Below are 25,511 nucleotides of genomic sequence, written 5' to 3'. Positions count from 1 at the left end.
TAGTGCAGAGGAAATTATGGCGGACCAACCTCCACTTACTGAACGTAAGATCAAGCGCTATAAGCAAGCTGCTAAAAAATTAAAAAATGAAACCAACTGCACCCATGCCCAAGCTCTCGATTACGTTGTCCGAGAGGCAGGCTTCAGCAGCTGGAAAGAATTACTAAAAAAAGCAGAAGAACATAAACAATCAGAATTTCAATCGTTACATATAGACCTTGCTGAGGACACAAAGAGGAACGACACCACCTCTGAAATAAATAATTTAACCGAACTCAATCGCCGGTTTCTCGCAAAAGAAGGTATTGCGTTTTCTGCATTTTTTCCTACACCGACAGGGTTAAAAAAGTCCATTCTAGACGCCACACAACAAATTAGAACGCACTTTTTATTGGAAAGCTTTCATAACTATGACGATCAACCACAAGGGCCTAATCACAAAATACTAAAAGACGCCTTTTTTGTATATGACGATCGGATTCAAGGTACCACTATGAGCCTGTACCGGCCGATTACAAAAAATGGCGACCCCCGAATGTGGTTTCGAGAGTTAAATCATTTTTGCAACGCAGGAGATTTGATAGCTATTGTACTAATTGATGGCACCCCCCATCTTTTTAATCTAGCACAACAAGATTTATCTAGTGGCTTTGAAACTGACTGCGCAATACGTCATGCGTTGTTGAAGTATTTAGAGTCGAGTCAAGACACAGTAAATGAGCTTTTAGGTAAGTTGCGACAGCTGGCAAAGGCGCCGCTCAAAGCTATAGGTCATGGAAATACTACAATTGGTATGACGATTGAGGCCGCACTAGGAGTTGACCCTAATTCAAGCAAGTTGCCAGACTATAAGGGAATAGAGCTTAAGTCAGGGCGAAGCCCTAAAAATCGCTCAACTTTATTTGCTCAAGTTCCAGATTGGAGTAAAAGTCAGTGCAAAAGTAGCGCTGAGATTTTAAAAAAATATGGCTATCAGCGCGAAGACGATTATAAACTGTATTGTACAATTAGCGCACGGAAAGCTAACTCTCAAGGCCTTTACTTTAAATATAGCGACAGTAAAGATGAGCTAACGGAGGTTCATACTTCGGGTCAAAATGTTGCTGCTTGGTCTGGCGAAGTACTTAGAAGAAGGCTAAAAGAGAAGCATAGTGAAACATTCTGGATTCATGCCACCACCAGAATTGTCAATGGGGAAGAATATTTTAACTTGGAAACAATAACTCACACTAAAACGCCAATTATCAGTCAATTAATGCCCTTAATTGAAGATGGAACTATTACAATGGATCATTTAATAAAGCGATCCGGTAAATTGAAGCCTAGAGTTACAGAGAAAGGCCCCCTGTTTAAAATAAACAAGCGAGACCTACCTTTGCTATTTCCAGAGCCACGAGAGTACCAGTTAGTTGATAGAAGGGAGCATCACACATAATATCGTGCTTCGGGCCTAGGGTGGAATATTAAACTGCCCCTCACACATTTTGACTGCGAATAAAACAAACAACTGAAAAGCTAGTTATGGGGCAGCCGCGATATTGGATTCAATTTTCGTCCTCCGCTCCTCGAGCCGACCCAGCGCCTTCGGCAAAGCTGGTCCCGCGAGCAAAAGATTGAATTAGCCTCAGTGAACCCCTTTACGTCAAACCACTTCCCGCACACCGTCGCCCACTCTTCACGTTGATTATGTACCAGGCAGCAACCGAAATGGCGCCGTATACGTTGTTAGATTGACGGTTTAATACAATCGCCTCGTATATGTCCATGACATCGACACACCGGCCTTTTATGTCGATACTTTACTACTTTTTCGACATAAACGACGTTTTATCCAGACCCCACCGCCCGTAAACCGCTCCCCGTAAACCACACGCCGTCCTCCACTGTTCAGAAAACCAACTTCAGCACTCTCTATTTAACCGATTTACCGGGTGGGGTGCGCACCACTCATAATAGAGGCAAAACCGAAACTGGGTAAAAAATGGGCGCGGCCATAAGCCGCCCGCCCCACTAAGCCCGGTACTGCCTAGAACAAGTCAAACATATACCTTTTGGCATATGACCTTTACATACCCTTACCGTCAGAATTATTATTGGTCATTTAGTGCTCAACGAAAGTGCCCCGAACCCACACTAACAGCTGTAATTATTTACCCATGTAGCTGCATCACGCTTTGATATAAGTAATCGCAGGCTCTCTAAAAATAGGAAAGGGAATATTTATGGATCAGTCGCCTGTGCAAAAGCTCCTTGTTATTCGCCAGTCAGATGGGCAATTAGTCACTCAATCGCTCCCCCTCGAACAACCTATAATGGCAGTACCGCAAAGCGGTTATGCGATTATCGATCCGGCAACAGGCAAACCCCCCGCCAACCTAATCGCCAAAAAACGCGACGACGACTTAGTCATTGACCTGGAAGGCGAGCAAGCCATAGTGGTTGAGGCCTTCTTTAGCACTGAAGGCACCGTGTTTGTTCCGCAAGCGACACTGGCCGACGATGCACTTACCGGCGCAGCCTTGGATGCCCTCGCCGCAGCCGATGGCAATGAAGACTCTATTGTTTGGCCGCAAAGCTCAGAGGACGAGTCATCGCTTTTGACTCCAATCGGTTGGGGTGTGGGCTTTGTGGGTGGGTTGGCACTCGCGCTGGGTGGTTCCAGCAGCAGCGATGACGCAACAAATCCAACCGGGCCAGCACCAACCCCAGATCCAGAACCTATCGTTACCAACATTACTGGCACCCTAGTGGCAGGCCCCGTTATTGAAGGCAACGGCCTCACTGTGGATGTGTTTGCCGCCGACGGCGTAACATTGCTCGGCACCACAACCGTTGATGCCAACGGTCAGTTCATCATTGATGTAGGTGACTACACGGGCGCTATTATCGCCCGTGTGCGCGACGCAGACGATGGCGCCGACTACCTGGATGAAGCCACCAACCAACCAACCGATCTGACCGCAGAACTTAGCGCTATTGGCGTTGTAACCGAAGCGGGCAGCCGTGTTTCGCTTAACATCAACCCGGTTACCACGCTGGCGGCGGAGTTTGCGCTCAATAACAGCAGCGACGGTTCGCTAACCGCGGAGTCGGTTAACGCGGCCAACCAAGCCATTGCCGAACTGTTCAACCTGGGCAACTTGCACGATGTCACCCCGAGTGCCACCAACAACGGCACTTTTGATGGCACCGATGGCTTCTCGCCAGCCGAAATGTATGGCCTGCTCTTATCAACCTTCTCAGGGGCGGACCAACAAAACGCGGGTGACAGTCAGGCCACTATTAACGACATTCTGGCCGCCATCAGCACCGACGATTCAGGCAATCTGGTGCTTTCTGAGCAGGGGCAGAGTCAACTGCTGGCAGGCGCGGATCTTGTCACTCTACCTTCCGGCGACCCAACGACTCACAATGTCGCGCCAATGATTGATACCTACGCACCCAACTTTACCTCAGAGCCGGTGGCAGACAACCTGGCCGAAAACAGCGGCGCCGCGCAAACCGTTTTTACCGCCGCCGCCACCGATGCCAGCATCATTACTTACAGCATTAAACAAACCGATGGTGATGATTCATCACTGTTTACCATCGACGCTCAAACCGGCGACCTTACGCTAACGCACAACCCAGACCACGAAACGCAAGCCAGTTATCAGCTCACCATTATCGCCACCGACAGCGCCGGCAACAGCAGCGAGCAAACTCTGACCCTGAACGTTGACGACCTTGACGAATCCACCCCCAACTTTACCTCCGCATCAACCGCACCCGCCATTGAAGAAGACTCCGGGGCGGGCCAGGTTATATACACCGCTGCGGCTACCGACACCGCCGATGTGGATGACAGTACCGACACCTCAGCAGAGCTCACCTACCAATTAAAACAAGAGGGCGACCACGCACAGCTTAGTATCGACGCCAATACAGGTGAGGTAACGCTGATTGCGAACCCCGACTTCGACACCCAAAGTCGTTACGACTTTACCGTTATCGCCACGGATGTTGCCGGCAATACCACTGAGCAAGCCGTGAGTCTGGACATTGACGAAGTCGCGGATGTAACACCGCCGGTCACCCCAGACAACACCAGCCCGGTTATTACCTCTGCCGCGACGGCCCCGGCCATCGACGAAAACTCCGGCGCAAACCAAGTTATTTATACCGCAAGCGCTACCGACAACAGCGCCGTCACCTACTCCCTGACGGCCGGTAGCGACGCGGCACTGAGCATTAACGCCATCACCGGCGCCGTCACCTTAACCGACAACCCCGATCACGAAGCCCAAGCGAGCTACAACTTCACCGTCGTCGCGACCGACACGTCCGGCAACAGCAGTGAGCAGGCAATTACCCTCAACGCCAATGACCTCGACGAAAGCGCCCCCAGCATCACCTCGGGCGCAACCGCCACTGCAATTGATGAAAACTCCGGTGCAAGTCAGGTTATCTACACCGTTACCAGTACAGACAGTGCCGATATCAACACAGGCAGCACTGCCTACAGTCTTAAAGCGGTGGACGATCACGCCCTGTTAACCATTGACCCTTCCAGCGGCGAAGTCACCCTTACCGGTGACCCAGATTTTGAAACCAAAGCCAGCTATAACTTTACCGTCGTCGCCACCGACGCTGCCGGCAATACCAGTGAGCAAGCGGTTTCTCTCGGTATTAACGACATAACCGATGAAACCGCGCCTACCGTGAGCAGCGTTGCCATTACCAGCGCTACCGGCATCCAAAACAGCGCCGTAAATGCCGGCGATGTCGTCACCGCCACGGTAACCATGAGTGAAGCCACCAATGTCGACACCACCGATGGCGCCCCGCGCTTAGCACTTAACATTGGCGGCAACGCCGTTTACGCCAACTACGCAGGCGGCAGTGGCACCAACGCCTTAACCTTTATCTATACGGTGCAGGCAGGCGATACCGACGCCAACGGCATCAGCATTGCTGCCAACGCGCTGAACGCCAACGGCGGCACACTCGAAGACGCCGCCGGTAATACCGCCGAGCTTGCTCACAGCGCCGTAACCGATAACGTCAGTTATTTGGTGGATACCACCGCCCCTACCGCGCAGGTTATTCTTAACCCACTCCAGCATATGCTCGAGCCCACGGGCGTCACGGATGGCGATGACCAAGTCCCCCAAATCACCGCCCTGGGCAGCGACGGCGCCTTTGCCGTGACTTGGTCTGGAGACGATGCCGGCGGCCATGAAAGTATTTTTGTGCAGCGCTTTAACAGCAGCGGTGCGGTGGTTGACTCACCGATATTACTTGAGCCCGACGGTGTCACGAATGGCAATGACTTTTACCCCCAAATCACCGCCCTGGGCAGCGACGGCGCTTTTGCCGTGACTTGGTATGGGCAGGATGCCGACGGCGATTACAGTATTTTTGTGCAGCGCTTTAACAGTGCCGGCGCGCCGTTGGGTAGCCCCATACTGCTCGAGCCCGACGGTGTCACGAATGACCATGACCTAGACCCCCAAATCACCCCTTTGGGAAGCGACGGCGCCTTTGCCGTGACCTGGCATGGATTCGATGCCGGCGGCGATTACAGTATTTTTGTGCAGCGCTTTAACAGTGCCGGCGCAGCAGTAGGCAACCCCGTACTGCTAGAGCCCGACGGTGTCACAAATGAAAATGACTATGTCCCCCAAATCACCGCCCTAGGCAGCGATGGCGCCTTTGCCGTGACCTGGAGAGGAGACGATGTCGGCGGCGATTTAAGTATTTTTATTCAGCGCTTTGACAGTGCCGGCGCAGCGGTAGGCAACCCCGTACTGCTGGAGCCCAACGGCGTCACGAACGGCATAGACAGTTACAACCAAATCACCCCCCTGGGCAGCGACGGCGCCTTTGTCGTCACTTGGCGTGGGCAGGATGCCGGCGGCGATTACAGTATTTTTGTGCAGCGCTTTGACAGTGCCGGTGCACCGGTGGGCAACCCCGTTCTGCTGGAACCCGACGGCGTCACAGGTGGCGGTGACTATGCCCCCCAAATCATCCCTCTGGACAGCGACGGCGCCTTTGTCGTGACTTGGTATGGAATCGATGCCAGCGGCGATTTCAGTATTTTTGTGCAGCGCTTTAACAGTGCCGGCGCAGCGGTGGGCAGCCCCGTACTGTTGGAGCCCGACGGTGTTACGACTAGTACTGATCGAGACCCCCAAATCACCGCCCTGGGCAGCGACGGTGCCTTTGTCGTGACTTGGCATGGGCAGGATGCCGACGGCGATTACAGCATTTTTGTGCAGCGCTTTGACAGTACCGGCTCAGCGGTGGGCAGCCCCATACGGCTCGAGCCCGAAGGCGTCACGGGCGGCGGGGACGAAAACCCCCAGATCACCGCCCTGAGCAACGACGGCGCTTTTGCCGTGACCTGGCGAGGAGCGGATGCCGGCGGAGACGACAGCATTTTTGTCCAGCAATTTAACGCCGACGGTACACCAGTACTGCAAAGCACCATTGATGCCTCAGGTTCAGTCACAGTGCAAAGCACCGAAGTAGGCACGGCCTATTTAGTCCACGACTCGGTCACCGTAACCAGCGTCAGCGACATTACCGGCGCGGCGGATCAGTTCTGGAACCAGGCCGCGATTGCCACCGCCAATACCGATGTCAGCGTGGCGGCCACAGGTTTGGCCGATGGCGACTACCAAGTGTACACCGCCGATGCGGCCGGTAATGTATCCGCCGCAGCGGCCACCGGTATCACCATCGATAACACAGCGCCCAGCTTTACCAGTGGCGCAAACGCCACGGCTATTGATGAAAACAGCGGCGCCGGGCAAGTGGTTTACGACGCCGATGCCACCGACGTTACTGATTTAACCTACAGCCTAAAAGCCGTAGACGACCACGCCGACTTCACCATCGAAGAAGCCACCGGCGAAGTCACCCTAACCGGCGACCCAGACTTTGAAGCCCAGAACAGCTACAACTTTACCGTCGTCGCCACCGATGCACTGGGTAACAGCTCCGAGCAAGCAGTGACTTTGGGTATTAACGACATAGCCGATGAAACGGCACCCACGGTCAGCACTGTTGCCATTACCAGCGCCACCGGCATCCAAAACAACACCCTCAATGCCGACGATGTGGTTACCGCTACCGTCACCATGAGTGAAGCCACAAATGTTGAAACCACCAACGGTACCCCGCGCCTGGCACTGAATATCGGTGGCAATAGCGTGTACGCCACCTACGCAGGCGGCAGTGGCACCACGGCACTCACCTTTACCTACACCGTGCAGGCAGGCGATACCGACGCCAACGGCATCAGTATTGAAGCCGATGCGCTGGATGCCAACGGCGGCACGATTGAAGACGCCGCCGGTAATACTGCGGTGTTGACTCATATTGCAATTGCCGACAATGCCGGTTATTTGGTGGATACCACCGCCCCCACCGCGCAGGTTGTTCTATACCCCATACAGCATTTGTTAGAACCCGACGACGTTACTAATGGGGACGATCAGCATCCCCAAATCTCCTCCCTGAGCAGCGACGGCGCCTTTGCCGTGACTTGGTCTGGCGTCGACACCGGCAACGACAATAGTATTTTTGTACAGCGGTTTGATAACAGCGGCGCAGTGGTTGGCTCGCCGATATTACTCGAGCCCAATGGCGTAACATTGGGTAATGACATAAGCCCTCAAGTCACCGCATTAGGCACCGAGGGCGCTTTTGTGGTCACTTGGCGTGGAGAGGATGCCGACGGCGACGACAGCATTTTTGTTCAGCGTTTTGACAGCAGCGGCACGGTAGCTGGCTCGCCGATAGCACTTGAGCCCACTGGCGTGACGGATGGTGATGACGATGATCCTCAACTCACCGCACTGGGCACCGAGGGCGCTTTTGCGGTCACTTGGAACGGGAGGGATGCCGACGACGAAGACAGCATTTTTGTGCAGCATTTTGACAGCAGCGGCGCGGTAGCTGGCTCGCCGGTACTACTTGAGCCCACTGGCGTGACGGATGGCGGTGACTATTATCCTCAGCTCACCCCACTGGGCGCAGATGGTGCCTCTGTGGTCACTTGGTCTGGTCAGGATACCGATCGTGACCTCAGCATTTTTGTGCAGAGATTTAACAGCAGCGGCGCAATGATTGGCACTCCAGTATTGCTTGAGCCTAGTGGCGTAACAACGGCGAGCGACGTATATCCTCAAGTTGCTGCATTAGGAAGCGATGGTGCCTTTGCTCTGACATGGAGTGGGGGCGATACCGATGGCGACCTCAGTATTTTTGTGCAACGTTTTAACAGCAGCGGTGTGGCCGTTGACACGCCCATAAAACTTGAGCCCGATGGCGTAACGAACGGTACTGACCAAGCCCCCCAGCTTGTCGCGCTGGGCACCGACGGCGCCTTTGTGGTCACTTGGAATGGGTTTGATACCGATGGCGAAGACAGTATTTTTGTCCAGCGTTTTGACAGCAGCGGTGTGGCCGTTGACACGCCCATAAAACTTGAGCCCGATGGCGTAACAAACGGTACTGACCAGGCACCCCAGCTTATCGCACTGGGCACCGACGGCGCCTTTGCGGTTATCTGGTCTGGGGTTGATACCAACGGCGACAACAGTATTTTTGTACAGCGCTTTGACAGCAGCGGTGCGATGGTCGACACGCCGATTTTGCTTGAGCCAGATGGTGTTACAAATGGTTCTGACGACAACCCACAAATTACCCCTCTGGGTACCGAGGGCGACTTTGCGGTAACGTGGTCTGGGAGAGATGCCGATGGCGACCACAGTATTTTTGTACAGCGCTTTAACGCTGACGGCACCCCCGTTCTGGAAAGCACCGCAATGGATGCCTCAGGCTTGGCCACCATTCAAAGTGCAGAACCCGGAACCGCCTACTTGGTACACGACTCAATTACAATCAACACCCAAAGCGATATCACCAGCGCGGCGGATCAGTTCTGGAACCAGGCCGCGATTGCCACCGCCAATACCGATGTCAACGTCGCCGCCACAGGTTTGGCCGATGGCAATTACCAGGTGTACACCGCCGATAGGGCCGGTAATTTATCCACCGCTGCGGCCACCAATATCACCATCGACAACACACCGCCCAGTTTTACCAGCGGTTCGACCGCCGCCGCTATTGAGGAACACAGCGGCAGCGGCCAAACCGTTTACACCGCCATCACCACCGACCTTACCGACCTTACCTACACCCTAAAAGCCGTAGACGACCACGCCGACTTCACCATCGACGAAACCACTGGCGAGGTAACCCTAACCAGCGACCCGGACTTTGAGACCCAAAGCAGTTACGACTTTACCGTCGTCGCCACAGATGCACTGGGTAACAGCTCCGAACAAGCCGTTACTTTGGGCATTAACAACACCGCCCCCACCGCACAGGTTATTCTGGACCCAATGCAGTATATGCTGGAGCCCAACGGCGTCACGAATGACCAAGACATAGCCCCCCAAATCACCCCCCTGGGCAGCGACGGCGCCTTTGCCGTGACCTGGTATGGAAAGGATGCCGGCAACGATTGGAGTATTTTTGTACAGCGTTTTGACAGTGACGGCGCGCCGTTGGGTAGCCCCATACTGCTCGAGCCCGACGGTGTCACGAATGGCCACGACAAAGACCCCCAAATCACCCCCCTGGGCAGCGACGGCGCCTTTGTCGTCACTTGGTATGGGTGGGATGCCGACGGCGATTACAGTATTTTTGTGCAGCGCTTTGACAGTGCCGGTGCACCGCTGGGTAGCTCCATACTGCTCGAGCCCGACGGTGTCACGAATGGCCCTGACCTATACTCCCAAATCACCCCTTTGGGAAGCGACGGCGCCTTTGCCGTGACCTGGCATGGATACGACAGCGGCAGCGATTACAGTATTTTTGTGCAGCGCTTTAACAGTGCTGGCGAACCAGTGGACAATCCCATACTACTCGAGCCTACGGGCGTCACGGATGGCCATGACTATGCCCCCCAAATAACCCCCCTGGGCAGCGACGGCGCCTTTGTCGTCACTTGGTATGGAATCGATGCCAGCGGCGATTTCAGTATTTTTGTGCAGCGCTTTGACAGCATCGGTTTGGCCGTTGATACACCGATATTGCTTGAGCCAATTGGCGTGACGAATGGTACTGACTACGACCCACAAATCACCCCCTTGGGCAGCGACGGCGCCTTTGCCGTGACCTGGCATGGATACGATGTCGGCAGCGGCCGCAGTATTTTTGTGCAGCGCTTTAACAGTGCCGGCGCAGCGGTGGGCAGCCCCGTGTTTCTGGAGCACGACGGTGTTACGACTAATACTGATCAAGACCCCCAAATCACCTCCCTGGGCAGCGACGGCGCCTTTGTCGTGACCTGGTATGGGTACGACGGCGGCAGCGATTCCAGTATTTTTGTGCAGCGCTTTAACAGTGCTGGCGAACCAGTGGACAATCCCATACTACTCGAGCCTACGGGCGTCACGGGTGGCAATGACGACGCCCCCCAAATCACCCCCCTAGGCAGCGACGGTGCCTTTGCTGTGACTTGGAGAGGGTACGACGGCAGCGATTTAAGTATTTTTGTGCAGCGCTTTGACAGCATCGGTTTGGCCGTTGGTACGCCGATATTGCTTAAGCCAATTGGCGTGACGAATGGTACTGACTACGACCCACAAATTACACCTTTGGGCACCGAGGGCGCCTTTGCGGTGACTTGGTCAGGGCTAGATGCCAATGGCGACCGGAGTATTTTTGTGCAGCGCTTTAACGCCGACGGCACGCTGGCGTATCCTGACTCGACAATTATTAATGCATCGGGAACAGTCACGGTACAAAGCTCCGACCCCGGCACCGCGTATGTAGTACACGAGTCAATTACGGTTAATACCCTAAGCGATATTACCGGCGCGGACGACCAATACTGGAACCAAGCGGCCATTGCCACCGCCAATACCGATGTCAGCGTGGCGGCGACAGGATTAGCGGAGGGTAATTACCAGCTGTACACCGCCGATCCGGCCGGCAACTTATCCGCCGCTGCGGCCACCCCCATCACCATCGACAACACTCCGCCCAGCTTTACCAGCGGCGCAACCGCCACCGCTATTGACGAAAACAGCGGCGCCGGCCAAGTGGTTTACGACGCCGATGCCACCGACGTGACCGACTTAACCTACACGCTAAAAGCCGTAGACGACCACGCCGATTTCACCATCGACGCAACCACCGGCGAAGTGACCCTTACCGGTGACCCGGACTATGAAACCCAAGCCAGTTACAGCTTTACGGTCGTTGCCACCGATGTCGCCGGAAACAACAGCGAGCAGACCGTGACCCTGGGCATCAACGATCTGGACGATGTGGGCCCCACCGTCAACAATGTTGCCGTCACCAGCGCCACGGGAATTCAAAACAGCACCTTAAACGCTGACGATGTGGTTACCGCCACGGTAACTATGGATGAGGCCACGCTAGTCGACACCACTGGTGGCATACCGCGCTTAGCACTGAATATTGGCGGCAACACCGTTTACGCCATCTACGCAGGCGGCAGCGGCACCACCGAATTAACCTTTACCTATACCGTGCAAGCGGGCGATACCGACGCCAACGGCATCAGTATTGCTGCCAACGCGCTGGACGCCAATGGCGGTACATTGGAAGGCGCTGCCGGTAATACCGCCGTGTTGACTCACAGCGCCGTAACCGACAATGCCGGTTATTTGGTGGATACCACCGCCCCCACCGCGCAGGTAATTCTTAACCCCATACAGCATATGCTGGAGGCAGCTGGTGTGACCGATGGCGTTGACGCCTCGCCCCAGCTCACGGCTCTGGGCACCGAGGGCGCCTTTGCGGTCACTTGGTATGGAGTCGATGCCGACGGCGATCGCAGTATTTTTGTGCAGCGTTTTGACAGCGGTGGTACAGCTGAAGGTACGCCGGTATTTCTTGAGCCCAATGGCGTGACGGATGGGGAAGACATTTCACCTCAACTCATTGCACTGGGTACCGAGGGCGCCTTTGCGGTGACTTGGAGTGGAGCTGATGCTGGCGGCGATTACAGTATTTTTGTGCAGCGCTTTGACAACAACGGCGCGGCGGTTGGCACGCCGATTTTGCTTGAACCCGATGGCGTGACAGATGGGGACGACTGGTATCCCCAGCTCACCGCGCTCGGCTCCGACGGCGCCTTTGCCCTCACTTGGCAAGGAGTGGCCGGCGGCGACTTCAGTATTTTTGTGCAGCGTTTTGACAGCAACGGTGCTGCGGTTGGCACGCCGATTTTGCTTGAGCCCGATGGTGTGACAGGTGGGACTGACTGGCGTCCTCAACTCACCGCACTGGGCACCGACGGGGCCTTTGCGGTGACTTGGTATGGAGACGATGCCGATGACGATGACAGTATTTTTGTTCAACGTTTTGACAACAGCGGCGCGGCGGTTGGCACGCCGATTTTGCTTGAACCCGATGGCGTATCGAATGGTAACGACCGCAATCCCCAACTCACCGCACTGGGCACCGACGGGGCCTTTGTCGTCACTTGGGGTGGGCAGGATGCCGGCGGCGATTACAGTATTTTTGTGCAGCGCTTTGACAACAACGGCGCGGCGGTTGGCACGCCGATTTTGCTTGAACCCGATGGCGTGTCGAATGGTAACGACCGCGATCCCCAACTCATCGCACTTGGCACTGAAGGTGCCTTTGCGGTGACTTGGTATGGAGAGGATGCCGGCGGCGATAGCAGCATTTTTGTCCAGCGCTTTGACAGCAACGGCGCAACGGTAGGCAGCCCCATACCGCTCGATTCCGGCGGTGTCACGGCTGGCTACTATAACCCCCAAATTACGCCGCTGGGCAGTGACGGCGCCTTTGCCGTTACCTGGCGTGGGAAAGATGCCGGCGGCGATGACAGTATTTTTGTGCAGCGCTTTGACAGCAACGGCGCAACAGTGGGCAACCCCATACTGCTCGAGCCCGACGGCGTCACGGATGGTACTGACTGGTATCCCCAAATCACCCCGCTGGGCAGCGACGGCGCATTTGCCGTGACTTGGTATGGAGACGATGCCGACGGAGACTACAGCATTTTTGTCCAGCAGTTTAACGCTGACGGCACACCCGTACGGCCAGATTCAACCGTTATTGATGCATCAGGCTCAATCACCACCCAAAGCACCGAAGTAGGCACGGCCTATTTAGTCCACGACTCGGTCACCGTAACCAGCGTCAGCGACATTACCGGCGCAGCGGATCAGTTCTGGAACGAGGCTGCGATTGCCACCGCCAATACCGATGTCAGCGTGGCGGCCACAGGTTTGGCCGATGGTAATTACCAGGTGTACACCGCCGATGCCGCCGGCAACCTCTCTGCCGCTGCGGCCACCAATATCACCATCGACAACACAGCGCCCAGCTTTACCAGTGGCGCAACCGCCACCGCTATTGACGAAAACAGCGGCGCCGGCCAAGTGGTTTACGACGCCGATGCCACCGACGTGACCGACTTAACCTACACGCTAAAAGCCGTAGACGACCACGCCGATTTCACCATCGACGCAACCACCGGCGAAGTCACCCTAACCGGTGACCCAGACTTTGAAGACAAAGCCAGCTACGACTTTACCGTGGTAGCCACCGACGCTGCCGGCAACAGCGCCGAGCAGGCGGTGTCTTTGGGTATTAACGATGTAGCGGAAGCAGAAGCGGATACCAGCGTGGTGGTGTTTGATTTGGTGAATGGCCAAAGCTCCGACCACAGCGACCGTACCTTCTCGGCCGCCGAAAGTTACACCATTTATATTCAGGTGGATTCTGATAGCAGTGCGTTGAATTCGGGCTTTGCTCGATGGTCTGGTGCTAATAATCTAAGCGCTGATGATCGTATTGTTATTGTTGGCAATGGGAGTGATATTATAGGTTTCTTCGATAACGAGGTTACTGCTAGTATTGCAAACTCAACGTATTACCGACTTAGCTCAAATTCTTTTACTGCCGTTAACCTTGCCAGAAATAACGGTTCATTCATTCGGTATGCACCGGATGGCAGCGCAATTTTTAATTTATGGACAGGCAGCAGTTGGGCCTCCAACCCCAACAACAATAACAATTTCAGCACCCTCTATTTAACCGACTTACCGGGCGGGGTGCGCACCAGCCAAGGGTTGGTATAAAAACCGGTGCAGGCGACAGAGCAGCCCCATTACCGGTTGTTGCGGCAACTGGCCGAGTGCCAGGCCTACCCGGCACTGCTGGAGGCCTGCGCGCACGAGGCCGGCTCAACCGAGGTAGACTCGCTGCGCGCTTTGGCGCTGGCGCAACTGGGCGAAGCGCAAGAGGCCGAGCAACTGCTGCAATTGCTTAACGCGGCCCCAATAACTGAGGTAATGGCCGTGGATATGGCCGGCGCCTATTTGGCGCTTGGCCACACCGACAGGGCCGAGCCATTATTGCGCCGCCCACCCATTGCCGATGCCCCCACCGAGAGCTTGCGACTGGCCCGGCTCGGGTTGTGTCAACTGCAACAAAATCACCCGCGTGAAGCACTCGAACAATTACTGCAAAGCATAGTGCAGCACCCACGAATTACCGTTTTTACCCATGCGCTGCGCCTGTGTGCTAACCCCCAAAATACTGAGCAAGGCGAGCAGTTGCTGGCCGCCGCCAAGCAACACTGGCTTACCGAGCGCGCAAACTGGCCCGAAGACGGCGCCGCCTTTTACGACCAGCAGCTGCGCGGCCTGCGCTTAGACCTGTGGCTGGTCGGTGACGCCTTTGACGCCGCCGAAACCTGGCTGGAGGAGCAGCGCCACACCTTACCCGAGAGCGATTGGTGCCACTTGTTAATGGGCTACGCCCAGCGCTTGCAGCAGCGCGACCGCCACACCGAGGCCGAAGAGCGACTGCGCGCTGGCCTTAACCATTACCCCCAACACCGGCCCCTGTTGTTGCAACTGGCCGAGCTGACCCAATTACAGGGGCGCAAAGCGCAAGCCAATGCGCTCGTGCGCAAGGCCATAAACGCCGCTGGGCAAGCGGGTGAGCCCACGACTGGCCTTTGGCTGCGACTCGTTCACAACAATGTGCAAAACAATGCCCCATTAGCGGAACACGCCCTGGCAAAAGCGCGCCAAGAGTTGGACGCACTGCCGGCCGACTCCATGACCGATTCTAGGGCCGACAGCCAACAGGCTGCGCTGGAGTTTCAGTATCGGCTGGGGCTGGCCGGGCTCTACGGGCAACAGCAATCGCTGGACAAAGCCGAGGCCGAGTACCGCCAATTGCTCAGTGAACAGCCCGACAATTTGGGTGTGCTACAGGGCCTGGGCCAATTGCTGATGCAACTGGGGCGCATCGACGAGGCCATTGAATACTTTGAAACCCTAAAAACCCAAGACCCGGCCCGCGGCCACGCCGCGCTGATTAACGCCAGCCGTTACCCCGAAGACGACGCAACGCTGCAACAACTGGAAGACGTAGCCCACACACCGGGGCAAGAAGGCAGCGTGCGCGCCAGCTTGTTACTGCAGCTGGCTAAAACCTACGAAAAACGCAAAGATTACCCCCGCGCCATGGAACTTGCCAACCAGGCCAATAGCGCCGCCCAACGGCTGTTAAACTACGACCCCAAAGCGCACCGCCAGCGCTGCGCCCGTATTCGCCATGCCTTTAACGCTGAATTTTTTAAATACCGCCCACCGGCACAATACGGGCTGAATACCAACGTGCCGGTGTTTGTGGTGGGTATGCCGCGCTCGGGCACCACTTTGGTTGAGCAAATACTGGCCGGCCACAGCGAAATACACGGTGCCGGTGAGCTGGGTTTAATACCGGGCGCTATAGCCGGCATGGAGAGATGGGAAAGACGCACGGGCTCGGGCCGGCGCTACCCGGATTGCGCCGATGACTTAAGCCCCAAGGTCGCCCAGGGCATTGCGCAAAACTTACTGGATGAATTGCAAAGCTACGCCCCCGAGGCCAAGCATGTGGTGGATAAACTGCCGCACAATTTTGAAAATGTTGGGCTGATAAAATTTTTATTCCCCAACGCAAAAATTATTTCCGTAAGACGCGATCCGCGTGATATTGCTCTGTCCAATTACTTTACCGACTACGCGGCTAAACATGGCGGCATGGGCTTCGCCTACGATCTGGACTGGATTGGCGAGCAACTGGCCGACCACAATTTATTGATGCACCACTGGCAGCAAGTACTGCCGGGCGAGATTTTAGAAGTCCAGTATGAAGAGGTCATCGCCAACCCCGAAGCCTCGGCGAAAAAGATGCTGGAGTACATTGGCGTAAGCTGGGAAGCCGACGTGCTCAATTTTGCCGAGCTGGACCGCCCGGTCAAAACCGCCAGCGTGTGGCAGGTGCGCCAACCGATTTACCAAACCAGTAAAGCTAAGTGGCGACGCTATCAGAATCACTTAAAACCATTGATTAGCGCTACCAATCGAAAAATTACATGGGAGCCAATACGTATGACCAGCTTGCCCGAACCCGGCTGGCTGGACACCGGCGTAGACCACTATAACGCGCAGCAATTCAATAAGGCCGAACGCTGCTTTAAACAACTGTTACACTTTGTGCCCGAGCACGGCGCGGCGAACTTTATGCTGGGCTTGGTATACGCCAACAACGGGCTCTTAGCCGACGCTATTGGTCATATGGAGCAAGGGCTGGAGCGCTGCCCCTGGAACCGCGACTGGCGCAATGACCTGGCCCGCGCCTACCGTTTAAACGGTGATGAAAACAAAGCTGACGCTCTTTTTAAAAAACGCGAGCTCGAAAACGAAATAAATACACCGGAAGATATAATGAGCGATACACGCTATACAACGCCGACAAGCTCAGGAGTTTATTGAATGACTCGGCAACATTTCCCCCGTTTGAATTTACTGCCCAAATTGTTGAGTACGTTGTTAGTAATCTGCACATTGGCAGTTCAAGCCCAAGTCAGCTCATCGCTACCTAAAGACGGTTTAACCGCCGCTCTGCGCGCCACGCTTGCCAACCACCCAGCCATTGCCGGTAAGCGAGCCGAAATCCAAGCCAGTGATTACTCCCTGGGTGAAGCTCGCAGTCAAAGATTGCCCAGTGTTAGTTTAAACACCGCCTATGGCGAGGAGAACCGAGCTAACTTTAATCAAGACGAATACGCCTACCCCACGACTTTGCGAGTCCGCCAGCCGGTGTGGACCTTTGGTCGCATCAGCAACAACATTGAAGCCGCCGAGGCGGGCCTGGACAGAGAATCTGCCGATTTGGTACGCGTACGCCGCGAACTTTTAACAGACACAGCACTGGCTTACGCCGGTGTGCTAAGCGCCCGCGCCAGAGTGGCGGTGGCAGAACAAAACTTAATGCAACTGGAAGTGTTGCGCCAACAAATACAAAGGCGTGCGGCGGGGCAATTAGCCTCCGATGCGGACACGCGTCTCGCCGATACCCGGCTCACTCAAGCCAAGATTTTACTCTCGCGTTATCGCGGAGAAGTCGATATCGCCCGCAATACCCTGCAAAGCCTAACGCAGTTACCCATTGTCGGAAGCACCCCCATTGCCAGTGGCCTGTTGCAGCTTGAAGCCGACGCACTGCTCGAGGAGCGTGTACTAAAACAAAGTGCCCAAATACAATTGCGCAAGCAGAATGTTGCGCAAGCTCGCGCTCAAGTCAATCAAACCCGCACCTCTGCCATGCCCACCGTGTACTTACAGGCAGAGCAGTTTTACGACCAACCGGCGCTGCGCGATGACAGCCAGATTAGTGTGGTGCTTGAAGCGCAACTGGATGGTTTGGGGTTCAGCACTCGCAACCGCACCGGTGCCGCCAGCGCCCGACAAATGGCAGCCGAGCAAGAACTGCGCTTAGCTCATATACAATTGCAGCGCGACATCCGCCGCCTGCAACGACAGCGCACCTTGATGGGGGATATCGTCGAATCACAACGTGGCGCCGTTGAAGACTTGCAGGCATTGCTGGACTCTTACCAGCGCCAGTACGAGTCTGGCAGTAAAAGCTGGCTTGAGGTCATGAATATTCAGCGCGAACTCAACACGGAACGCGTACTGTTAACCGACAGCCAAAATGAGCAACTGCGTTACAGCCTTGAATTGTTGGGTTTGAGCGGCGAGCTCGACCTGCTCGCCGGGCTGGAGGTGAACAATGACTGAAACACCCCTATCAGAGGAAGGTCCCAAGCTGACGGAAAACCTTGCTGCAAAAAAGGTGTGGCGAGCCCTGTTTCGTGAAAAGCGCTGGTTGCGGCGAGTTATTGTCGCAACCTGCTTGATTAACTTGCTGGCGGTGTCTATGTCGCTGTTTGCCATGCAGGTGTACGACCGCGTGGTACCCACTTTGGCCTACGCCACGCTCACAACCTTAACCGTGGGTATGATTATTGTCATTGGCTTTGACTGGAGTTTAAAAACCCTCAGAGCGCGCATACTCGACAGTCTAGCCAGCGCCGTCGATATACAACTGTCGCAGCGCGTTTATGAACACTTGCTAAAGCTGCGTTTAGACACTCAGCCGAAAAGCCTGGGCACATTGGCCGCACAGGTCAACAGCCTGGACGCTGTGCGTCAATTTTTTTCTTCGGCCGTCATTTTTGCGTTAGTGGATTTACCCTTTGCTCTGATGTTCTTGGTTTTTATTGCGATTATCGGCGGCAAGGTTGCTTGGGTTTACGCTGCACTGCTGCCCATTGCGTTAACCCTAGGCTTGGTTAATCAGTGGCGTCTACGGCGCCTAATGCGCGAACAGATTCAACGCAGCAACGAGCGCCAGGGCTTATTGGTAGACACTATTCGCGGTGCTGAAACCATTCGCGCCAGCGGCGCCAGCAATTCGTTCGGTGAGCAGTGGCGGGACATGACCGGCACCATTAACCGCTACACTTTGCGCCAGCGTGCCATCAATAGTTTGGTTACCGTTACCGCCACGAGCTTGTCCATGTCGGCCTATGTCGGCGCCATTGTGGTTGGTGTGTGGCAAATTGAGGCGGGCCTACTCACGATGGGCGGCATGATTGCCTGCAGTATTTTAGGGGGGCGCATCATTGCACCGGTTGCACAAAGCGCACAGTACCTAATGCAGTGGCAACAAGTCAGTCAATCACTGCGCTTGGTGCACGATGTTTTGAGCCTGCCGGGCGAGCGCCGTCACAATCAAACGCTGCTCAAGCCCAACGCGGCGCCGCAGCACCTGCAACTGGAAAAAATTCGCTTTGGTTACCCCGGCTCACCCGTGATGCAAGTAACGCTGGACGAGCTTACTGTGCGCAGTGGCGAGCGCACTTTGTTGCTTGGGCCTGTGGGCAGTGGCAAATCGACTTTGTTAAAAGTCATGGCAGGCTTGCTTCCCCCCACTGAGGGCAGAGTGCGACTGGGCGATGCCGACCTGTGGGAAATTGACCCGACATTGGTCAGCCAACAAATTGGATATTTACCTCAACACACTCAACTTTTTCGCGGTACGTTGCGCAGTAATTTATTGCTGGGTAACGAGTGCAGTGATGACGAGCTTGTGACTCTGTGCCGGGATTTAGGCATCGATAAAATCGTCGATAATAACCCGCTCGGGTTAGACCTGGTCATTAGCGAAGGCGGCGATGGTTTATCCGGCGGACAACGCCAACTGGTGGCCCTGGGACGATTAATTTTAGCAAGGCCGAAAATTTGGTTATTGGACGAACCCGGTGCAGGTCTCGACCGCGACACCGAAGAACGTTTTTGGCAATGTCTGGAAAGCGCGCTAAGCACGGATGATATTTTGGTTGTGAGCACCCACCGGCCCATGATTGCAGGCCGGTTTGCCACCCGCGCAATGATAATGGCGGACGGCGTCATTCAGCGCGACGGGGCGCCCGAAGCGATACTGCCCATGCTTAGAACACGCGCGACGAATGAGTCTCCTGCGGCACCTAAAAAAGGAGGCTTTGATGTTATCTGACCCAGTGGATACCGACACTCGCCTGTCCCAATACCATACCGCCCGCCACGGCGCTTTTATCTACGTAATACTGGTTGCGGTGCTGGCTTTTATTGTGTGGGCGAATGTGTTTACTTTGGATGAGGTCGCCCGTGCTCAGGCCGAGGTTATTACGCCCAGCCGCATACAAGTTATTCAGGCGGTGGACGGCGGCGTGCTGCACGAGCTGCACGTACGAGAGGGTGACCGGGTAAGCCCCGGCCAGGAATTGGCGCGACTGGACCCAACCCGTTTTGCCGCGTCAGTGGGCGAAATAGAAGCGCGGCTTTACGCACTAAAAGCCAAAGCCGCGCGCTTGCGTGCCGAAGTGATTGGCGCCGAGAGCCTGACTCTGTCCGATGACATTCGGACCCAGGTGCCAGAAGTCGCCAGTGTAGAATTAGCGCTGTTTGAGCAGCGCCGCCAAGGCCTGGCTGACGAGCTGAGAATACTGCGTGAGGGCGTTGCGCTGAGCCGCAAGGAATTGTCACTGGTACAGTCATTGCGCCAACAGGGTGATGCCAGTGGCGCAGAGCTTTTGCGCGCAGAACGAAGCCTAAACGAAGCCGAGTCGCGTTTGGTGAACCGGCGCAATCAATTTTACGAAGACGCTCGTCAGGAACTTACCCGCGCTGAAGATGAAAGTGCACAGGCCGAACAGCTGCTTATTCAACGCCAAGAAGAGCAAGCGAGTAGTGTATTTCGCGCTACCGTACCGGGCATTGTTAAAAATATTCGGGTAACCACCGTTGGCGGCGTGCTGCGCGCGGGCGATGAACTGATGCAGATTGTACCGGCCGAAGATAATTTGATTTTACAGGCTCGCGTTAGCCCGGCCGATATTGGCCGCGTGGAAACAGGCCTAAGTGCCAACATCCGCCTCGACCCATTCGACTACACCATACACGGCACCGTGCAGGGCAAGGTCACCTACGTCAGCGCCGACACACTAAAAGAAGAAACCGCCGACGGTGTTGATATTTACTACCGGGTGCATATCGAGCCTGTTGCTTTCCCCGTAACGACCACGACGGGCAAAAGACTGACGTTATCGCCGGGCATGACCTCGCAGGTGGATATTCGCACTGGCGAACGCAGCCTTATTAATTTTCTGCTAAAACCGATACGAAAAACACTGTCATCATCGCTAGGGGAAGAATAAGAAATCGAACATTTAGGGAGTGCCTTCGACGGCGAAGGGAGGGCATTTCCGTTCCCCGTAAACCACACCCCGTCGTCCACTCTTCAGAAAACAACCGTCAACAACCGCAAATCAAATATTAACACCGCATTCGGCCCAATTTTATTGCCTACGCCCTTCTTGCCCCACGCCAGTTCGGGCGGTACGACGAACTCGTAGCGGGCGCCCACTTGCATTAGCTGCAGGCCTTCGCGAATACCGGGGATGGCTTCTTTCATGCTGAATTCGTCGGGCAGGCCTTCTTTGTAGGTATCGCCGATGATTTTGCCTCCCACCAGCTGAATGCGCTGATTGACTTCGACGGTGTCGGTTTCCGTGGGGGTCATGCCGTCGCCGTCTTCCAGTACGCGGTAAAGCAAGCCGGTGGCGGTTTCTTGCACGCCCTCTTTTTGGCGGTACTTATCTATGTAGCTCTCGCTGGCGGCGCGATTTTGGCCGGAGGAGCCTTTGTTGAGTTTCTTCTTTGCCATAACTTTTTCTGGAATAAATTCTGTCGATTAACACACTAAGCCCGGCTGGGCGAAAAAGACCTGGCCACCCTTACAATTGGAACAAAGTAATGATTACCTAAGGCCTGATATGGCTTCGAGACGCTCAAATATTAGATTTTCTCGGTCTGAGTCCCCTCTAGCCGTCGACTGGACAACATACGGAGTATCCGGGTGCTTGAGAAGCTTACCGAACTCTTCGGCTAAATATTGGCGGAGTTCTTCAGGAGCCATTGGCAACTCTGTTGCAAGTTCAGCGCGACCATCTACAAGGTTAAAAATATCTTCCGCATCGTGACTCTCTAGCAAATCATTATTACCCCGCCCCTTAAACGCTTCGAGCTTAGTCGCCAAGAAATAAGGCGGTGTCACCAACCGAATGCGGATGGATGATGACAACATTTGAGCTTGCGCAGCGTTTAACGCCTCACTATACCAACGGTTACTAAATCCAAGCACCTCCGCATTATCGGGCATAAAATCTACCTGCAGTGCACCTAAACGAAAGCGGCAGTTTACGGCCTCGTTCATGGCAATACGAAAACCGCGCGCCTGTAGCTGTTCACTTAAGAGATGCCACTGAGAATAGCCCAAGACACTGACTATTACATCCACATCATCCGTATAGCGGACGGTTTCACGAGTGTATGGATCGGTCATAAGTAAGCCGGTAGTACATCCCCCAACAAACGCCATAGAGTCCATCATTTCGGGCCCTAAGGCCCGGGCAACCAGCTCTATCATGTCCCGATGGCGGTTAAATTGGCTCATACCGAAAACTCTTGCTTGAGCATGTCACTCGCCACTTTAGCCTCGCGAGGCCGCCCGAGGCGAATGGCATCTACCAACGCCAGCAATTTATACAATTTTTCGTCTTGCGCTGCTGCAGCGGGGACAGCTTTGCACAAGGGCTCGACACCCTGCCCCATGTCAGTAGCCTTAGCATCAGGCCACACCGGTAATAAGTCGCCTGCAGACATAACTTTTCCAACGAGTGTCGGCGCGGCAAATGCAGTAGGAATACCCCGTACCACCGGCCCTAGACTTGCTGGAAACACATATTTAATACCCTCGCGTAAGAAACCCAAAAGAGCGCGCCGGTTAACTCTGGGCAAATTCGTAGGCCGATCACGCGCTACCAACCCCACGTGAATACAACGGTTAAGAGCCTGATTAAGCTCACTTTTACTGATACCCGTGGCCTGCGCCAAAGCCCGAACGCTGTACTGATGGGGTTCGTTCGCATGGCTGGATTGCTCCAAACTGACCATCTTCAACAACAAGAGAATATCTTTACTTTTCATCACCGTAACCGCCAAGTTGAAGACCTGCAACGTCCTGCGTCCCAGGACAAAGGACAGCACTTATGGGAAGTGTGCACCTAGCCAATGTTGTCGTCAAGAGAATTCACCAAGGCAGAAACAAGGCTTAAACCTCAAGAACCATAACAAGTAGGTGACGTCGATTCGTCGCGGTCGGCGGCGTCTTCGGTGCGCAGGGCATCGAGCAGGGCGCGGCGCAAAATTGGCAGGTGGGATTGGTCGGGCTTTTTACTGGCCGTTAGCAAGGTCAGCCGGCCCTGACGGGCGGCGCGCATTAGCGGCAATAGGCAGTCGGGCGCCTGATCTAACTGGTGGCGGTAGGCGTGGCCGAAGGCGGCTTCGGTGAGTTCACCGCGGTGCCAACACTGACGCAATCCGGTGGACGGGGAGGCCTCTTTATACCAGTCGTCCAGTGCCAATTCGTCTTTTTGTTTGCCCCGGGGCCAAAGGCGGTCCACCAGCACGCGCGCACCATCGGCGGGCGAGGCGTCTTGGTAAATACGTTTAAAGCGGATGTCGTAAGCCATAAACAAAGTCTAGCAAATCTGCTTCGCCCTGCCGATGCCCGACGCCGCTGTTTATTCGCGGCCGCCTTCCATGCGGTGGCGTTCTTCGCTCAACAATTGCAAAGCTTGCTCGGCGGTCAGTTTCGAAGCCGGCGTTATCAGCGTCACGACAACACCTGCCAGCAGTGAGCTGAGCACGGTGGGTATGACCGGGTTGCCCCAATAATACTGATAAACATTCACCACTACCAGCGAGGCCACAGACGCCGCCACCAGCGAGGCAATGGCCCCGGCGGGATTAAAACGCGGCCAGAAACGACCCAGTAAACCACAGACAAACAGCCCGGCCATAACGGTGGAGATCATGGTGGTGATATAGCCAATAATGTCATTGGATAAAAGCGCAAAGCAAAGCGCGACGGCAATAATGCTTAACAGCGCCAAACGGGACTGCTGAATAACGCGATGCCGGGGCGGCATTTTGCCGGTAACCATACTGTAGATATCGCGCATTAAAATACTCACCCCGGCGATGGCATCTGAGCTTGCGCTAGACATAGTCGCGGACAAGCCGGCAATCAATACCACCACCCCCACCGCCAGCGGCAACACTTCTGCCGCTAAAAACGGGAAGGCAAAATTGCGGTTATCCAACTCTGGGTTGAGCGCATAAGCGCCCATGCCAATAATCGCAGGCACGCAAGAAAAGAAAACATAAAGTGTGCCGGAAATATAAAACGATTGGCGCACCGAGCGAATGCTTTGCGCGGAGTAAATACGCTGGCGAAATGACGGGGTGGCCAATACGCCCACGGCCACAACCAACATCAGTGACACGGCGTGTAAACCGCCGATGGCGTCTATGGCCAAAAAGCCAACATTGCTCGTCGGCTGCGCGGCCAGCAGCGCTTGCCAGCCACCGACAGCGTCCACCGCTAACACTGCCATTAATATAAAGCCGACAAATAAGATAATCGCCTGTAGGGTATCGGTCCAAACCACCGCGCTGTAACCGCCGATAATGACGTAGATGGCAAAGCTAACGGCAATAATAATTTTGGCCAACTGCAAATCGATGCCGGCAATCCAGGCGAGGTACAAACCACCGCCGAGAATATGCGCACCCAACCAGCCAATACTGGCGACAAAAATCAATATCGCGACAATGTTTTTAACCCAGCGGCTGGCGCCCACGTAGTAGGAAAGCTCCTCGCTCATGGTCATAAATTCAAATTTACGCACCGGGGCAAAGCAAAGGCCTAACAATAAAATACCAATAGCACCGCCAATACCGTAGAGCATACCCGCCCAACCATTGGCGTAGCCAAAACCCACTGCACCCATGGAGGAGCCCGTACCCACCATAGTGGCAACAGTAGTGCCGATGGTAAGAAAAATGGGCAGGCCGCGACCGGCCAGCAGAAAGTCCTCGCCATTTTTATTGCCGCGCGACACAAAAATACTGAGCGCGATTAAACAAGCAACATAAGTGGCGAGCGCGGTTAAAAATAGATTGGTGCTCATAAGTTTCTTCAACAATGACGTTATTGGAATAATGTCTAACGTTCAGCGTTCAGCTAATGATCCTATTCCGGCGACTTATAACAGACCACGCCCACTTCCACTTTACAGTCGACCACTAAATCACACACTGAGCAAATCCGCGCCGGTGGCGCATTGCCAAACACTTGCTTAAAAACTTTGTTGAACGATTGAAAATAGCGCGCATCGGTCAGGATAACCGTGAGGTGGACGACGTGCTCTTTACTGTAACCGGCGTTGGCCATTATTTTCAGGCAATGATCAATGGCCAGCTGGGATTGCTCTACCACTGAGCCCTCCACCACTTCGCCATCAATCATCGGCGTTTGGCCCGATACATACAACCAGCCTGCAGCCTCGGCTGCCATGGCAAAGGGTAGGTGTTGGCCACCGGTACCCATACTGCCCTCGGCGCCGTAACGTGTAATACTCATGTTGAAATCACTCCTGTTTAATATGAACTAGGCAATCATAATTGCCTAGTTAAAATATCAATGATTCTGCG

The 25,511-nt window shown here is 54.8% G+C and carries 12 protein-coding genes; 6 read left to right on the top strand and 6 right to left on the bottom strand.

The window, feature by feature from the left end; all coding sequences use genetic code 11:
• The first annotated feature begins 16 nt into the window (after positions 1 to 16).
• The 6 genes from Q4563_RS12435 (at position 17) to Q4563_RS12410 (ending at position 21,109) form a co-directional block, all read left to right on the top strand.
• Positions 17 to 1,435: an MvaI/BcnI family restriction endonuclease gene (locus Q4563_RS12435; RefSeq protein WP_303604702.1), complete on the top strand. Its 1,419-nt coding sequence runs from the start codon at positions 17 to 19 to the stop codon at positions 1,433 to 1,435.
• A 787-nt stretch (positions 1,436 to 2,222) separates the two neighbouring features.
• Positions 2,223 to 14,147, top strand: a complete 11,925-nt coding sequence (locus Q4563_RS12430; protein ID WP_303604701.1) for a beta strand repeat-containing protein — start codon at positions 2,223 to 2,225, stop codon at positions 14,145 to 14,147.
• 6 nt (positions 14,148 to 14,153) lie between these two features.
• Positions 14,154 to 16,841: a sulfotransferase gene (locus tag Q4563_RS12425; protein WP_303604700.1), complete on the top strand. Its 2,688-nt coding sequence runs from the start codon at positions 14,154 to 14,156 to the stop codon at positions 16,839 to 16,841.
• Entirely contained in the window at positions 16,842 to 18,149 is a 1,308-nt protein-coding gene (locus Q4563_RS12420; RefSeq protein WP_303604699.1) for a TolC family protein, read from the top strand.
• Positions 18,142 to 19,929 (top strand): ATP-binding cassette domain-containing protein, encoded by a 1,788-nt coding sequence (locus Q4563_RS12415; RefSeq protein WP_303604698.1) that lies wholly within the window; start codon positions 18,142 to 18,144, stop codon positions 19,927 to 19,929. The genes Q4563_RS12420 and Q4563_RS12415 overlap by 8 nt, the downstream gene beginning before the upstream one ends.
• Positions 19,919 to 21,109, top strand: coding sequence for an HlyD family efflux transporter periplasmic adaptor subunit (locus Q4563_RS12410; RefSeq protein WP_303604697.1), 1,191 nt, complete (start codon positions 19,919 to 19,921; stop codon positions 21,107 to 21,109). Before Q4563_RS12415 ends, Q4563_RS12410 begins: the two co-directional genes overlap by 11 nt.
• Before the next feature lie 83 nt (positions 21,110 to 21,192).
• Here Q4563_RS12410 and Q4563_RS12405 read toward each other — a convergent pair whose 3' ends face one another.
• From Q4563_RS12405 to Q4563_RS12380, 6 genes are all read right to left on the bottom strand, one after another.
• Complete coding sequence (locus Q4563_RS12405) at positions 21,193 to 21,618, bottom strand: FKBP-type peptidyl-prolyl cis-trans isomerase (protein WP_303604696.1); 426 nt, start codon at positions 21,616 to 21,618, stop codon at positions 21,193 to 21,195.
• 93 nt (positions 21,619 to 21,711) lie between these two features.
• On the bottom strand, positions 21,712 to 22,407 hold the full coding sequence (locus tag Q4563_RS12400) for a hypothetical protein (protein WP_303604695.1): 696 nt from the start codon (positions 22,405 to 22,407) through the stop codon (positions 21,712 to 21,714).
• A complete protein-coding gene (locus Q4563_RS12395) occupies positions 22,404 to 22,940 on the bottom strand; it encodes a hypothetical protein (RefSeq protein WP_303604694.1) in 537 nt (178 codons plus the stop codon). The genes Q4563_RS12400 and Q4563_RS12395 overlap by 4 nt, the downstream gene beginning before the upstream one ends.
• A 131-nt stretch (positions 22,941 to 23,071) precedes the next feature.
• Positions 23,072 to 23,485, bottom strand: coding sequence for a DUF488 domain-containing protein (locus Q4563_RS12390; protein ID WP_303604693.1), 414 nt, complete (start codon positions 23,483 to 23,485; stop codon positions 23,072 to 23,074).
• Positions 23,486 to 23,536: 51 nt separating this feature from the next.
• Complete coding sequence (locus tag Q4563_RS12385; protein WP_303604692.1) at positions 23,537 to 24,988, bottom strand: sodium:solute symporter family protein; 1,452 nt, start codon at positions 24,986 to 24,988, stop codon at positions 23,537 to 23,539.
• A 62-nt stretch (positions 24,989 to 25,050) separates the two neighbouring features.
• Complete coding sequence (locus Q4563_RS12380) at positions 25,051 to 25,440, bottom strand: RidA family protein (RefSeq protein ID WP_215974986.1); 390 nt, start codon at positions 25,438 to 25,440, stop codon at positions 25,051 to 25,053.
• Between the last annotated feature and the right edge of the window lie 71 nt (positions 25,441 to 25,511).

Source organism: Gilvimarinus sp. 1_MG-2023, assembly GCF_030548285.1.
This window is presented reverse-complemented; position numbering and strand designations above follow the sequence as displayed.

Coding starts and splice junctions, on each gene's coding strand:
- Q4563_RS12430 (WP_303604701.1), top strand. CDS start 2,223: ATGGATCAGTCGCCTGTGCAAAAGCTCCTTGTTATTCGCCAGTCAGAT.
- Q4563_RS12380 (WP_215974986.1), bottom strand. CDS start 25,440: ATGAGTATTACACGTTACGGCGCCGAGGGCAGTATGGGTACCGGTGGC.
- Q4563_RS12400 (WP_303604695.1), bottom strand. CDS start 22,407: ATGAGCCAATTTAACCGCCATCGGGACATGATAGAGCTGGTTGCCCGG.
- Q4563_RS12385 (WP_303604692.1), bottom strand. CDS start 24,988: ATGAGCACCAATCTATTTTTAACCGCGCTCGCCACTTATGTTGCTTGT.
- Q4563_RS12390 (WP_303604693.1), bottom strand. CDS start 23,485: ATGGCTTACGACATCCGCTTTAAACGTATTTACCAAGACGCCTCGCCC.
- Q4563_RS12410 (WP_303604697.1), top strand. CDS start 19,919: ATGTTATCTGACCCAGTGGATACCGACACTCGCCTGTCCCAATACCAT.
- Q4563_RS12405 (WP_303604696.1), bottom strand. CDS start 21,618: ATGGCAAAGAAGAAACTCAACAAAGGCTCCTCCGGCCAAAATCGCGCC.
- Q4563_RS12435 (WP_303604702.1), top strand. CDS start 17: ATGGCGGACCAACCTCCACTTACTGAACGTAAGATCAAGCGCTATAAG.
- Q4563_RS12420 (WP_303604699.1), top strand. CDS start 16,842: ATGACTCGGCAACATTTCCCCCGTTTGAATTTACTGCCCAAATTGTTG.
- Q4563_RS12395 (WP_303604694.1), bottom strand. CDS start 22,940: ATGAAAAGTAAAGATATTCTCTTGTTGTTGAAGATGGTCAGTTTGGAG.
- Q4563_RS12415 (WP_303604698.1), top strand. CDS start 18,142: ATGACTGAAACACCCCTATCAGAGGAAGGTCCCAAGCTGACGGAAAAC.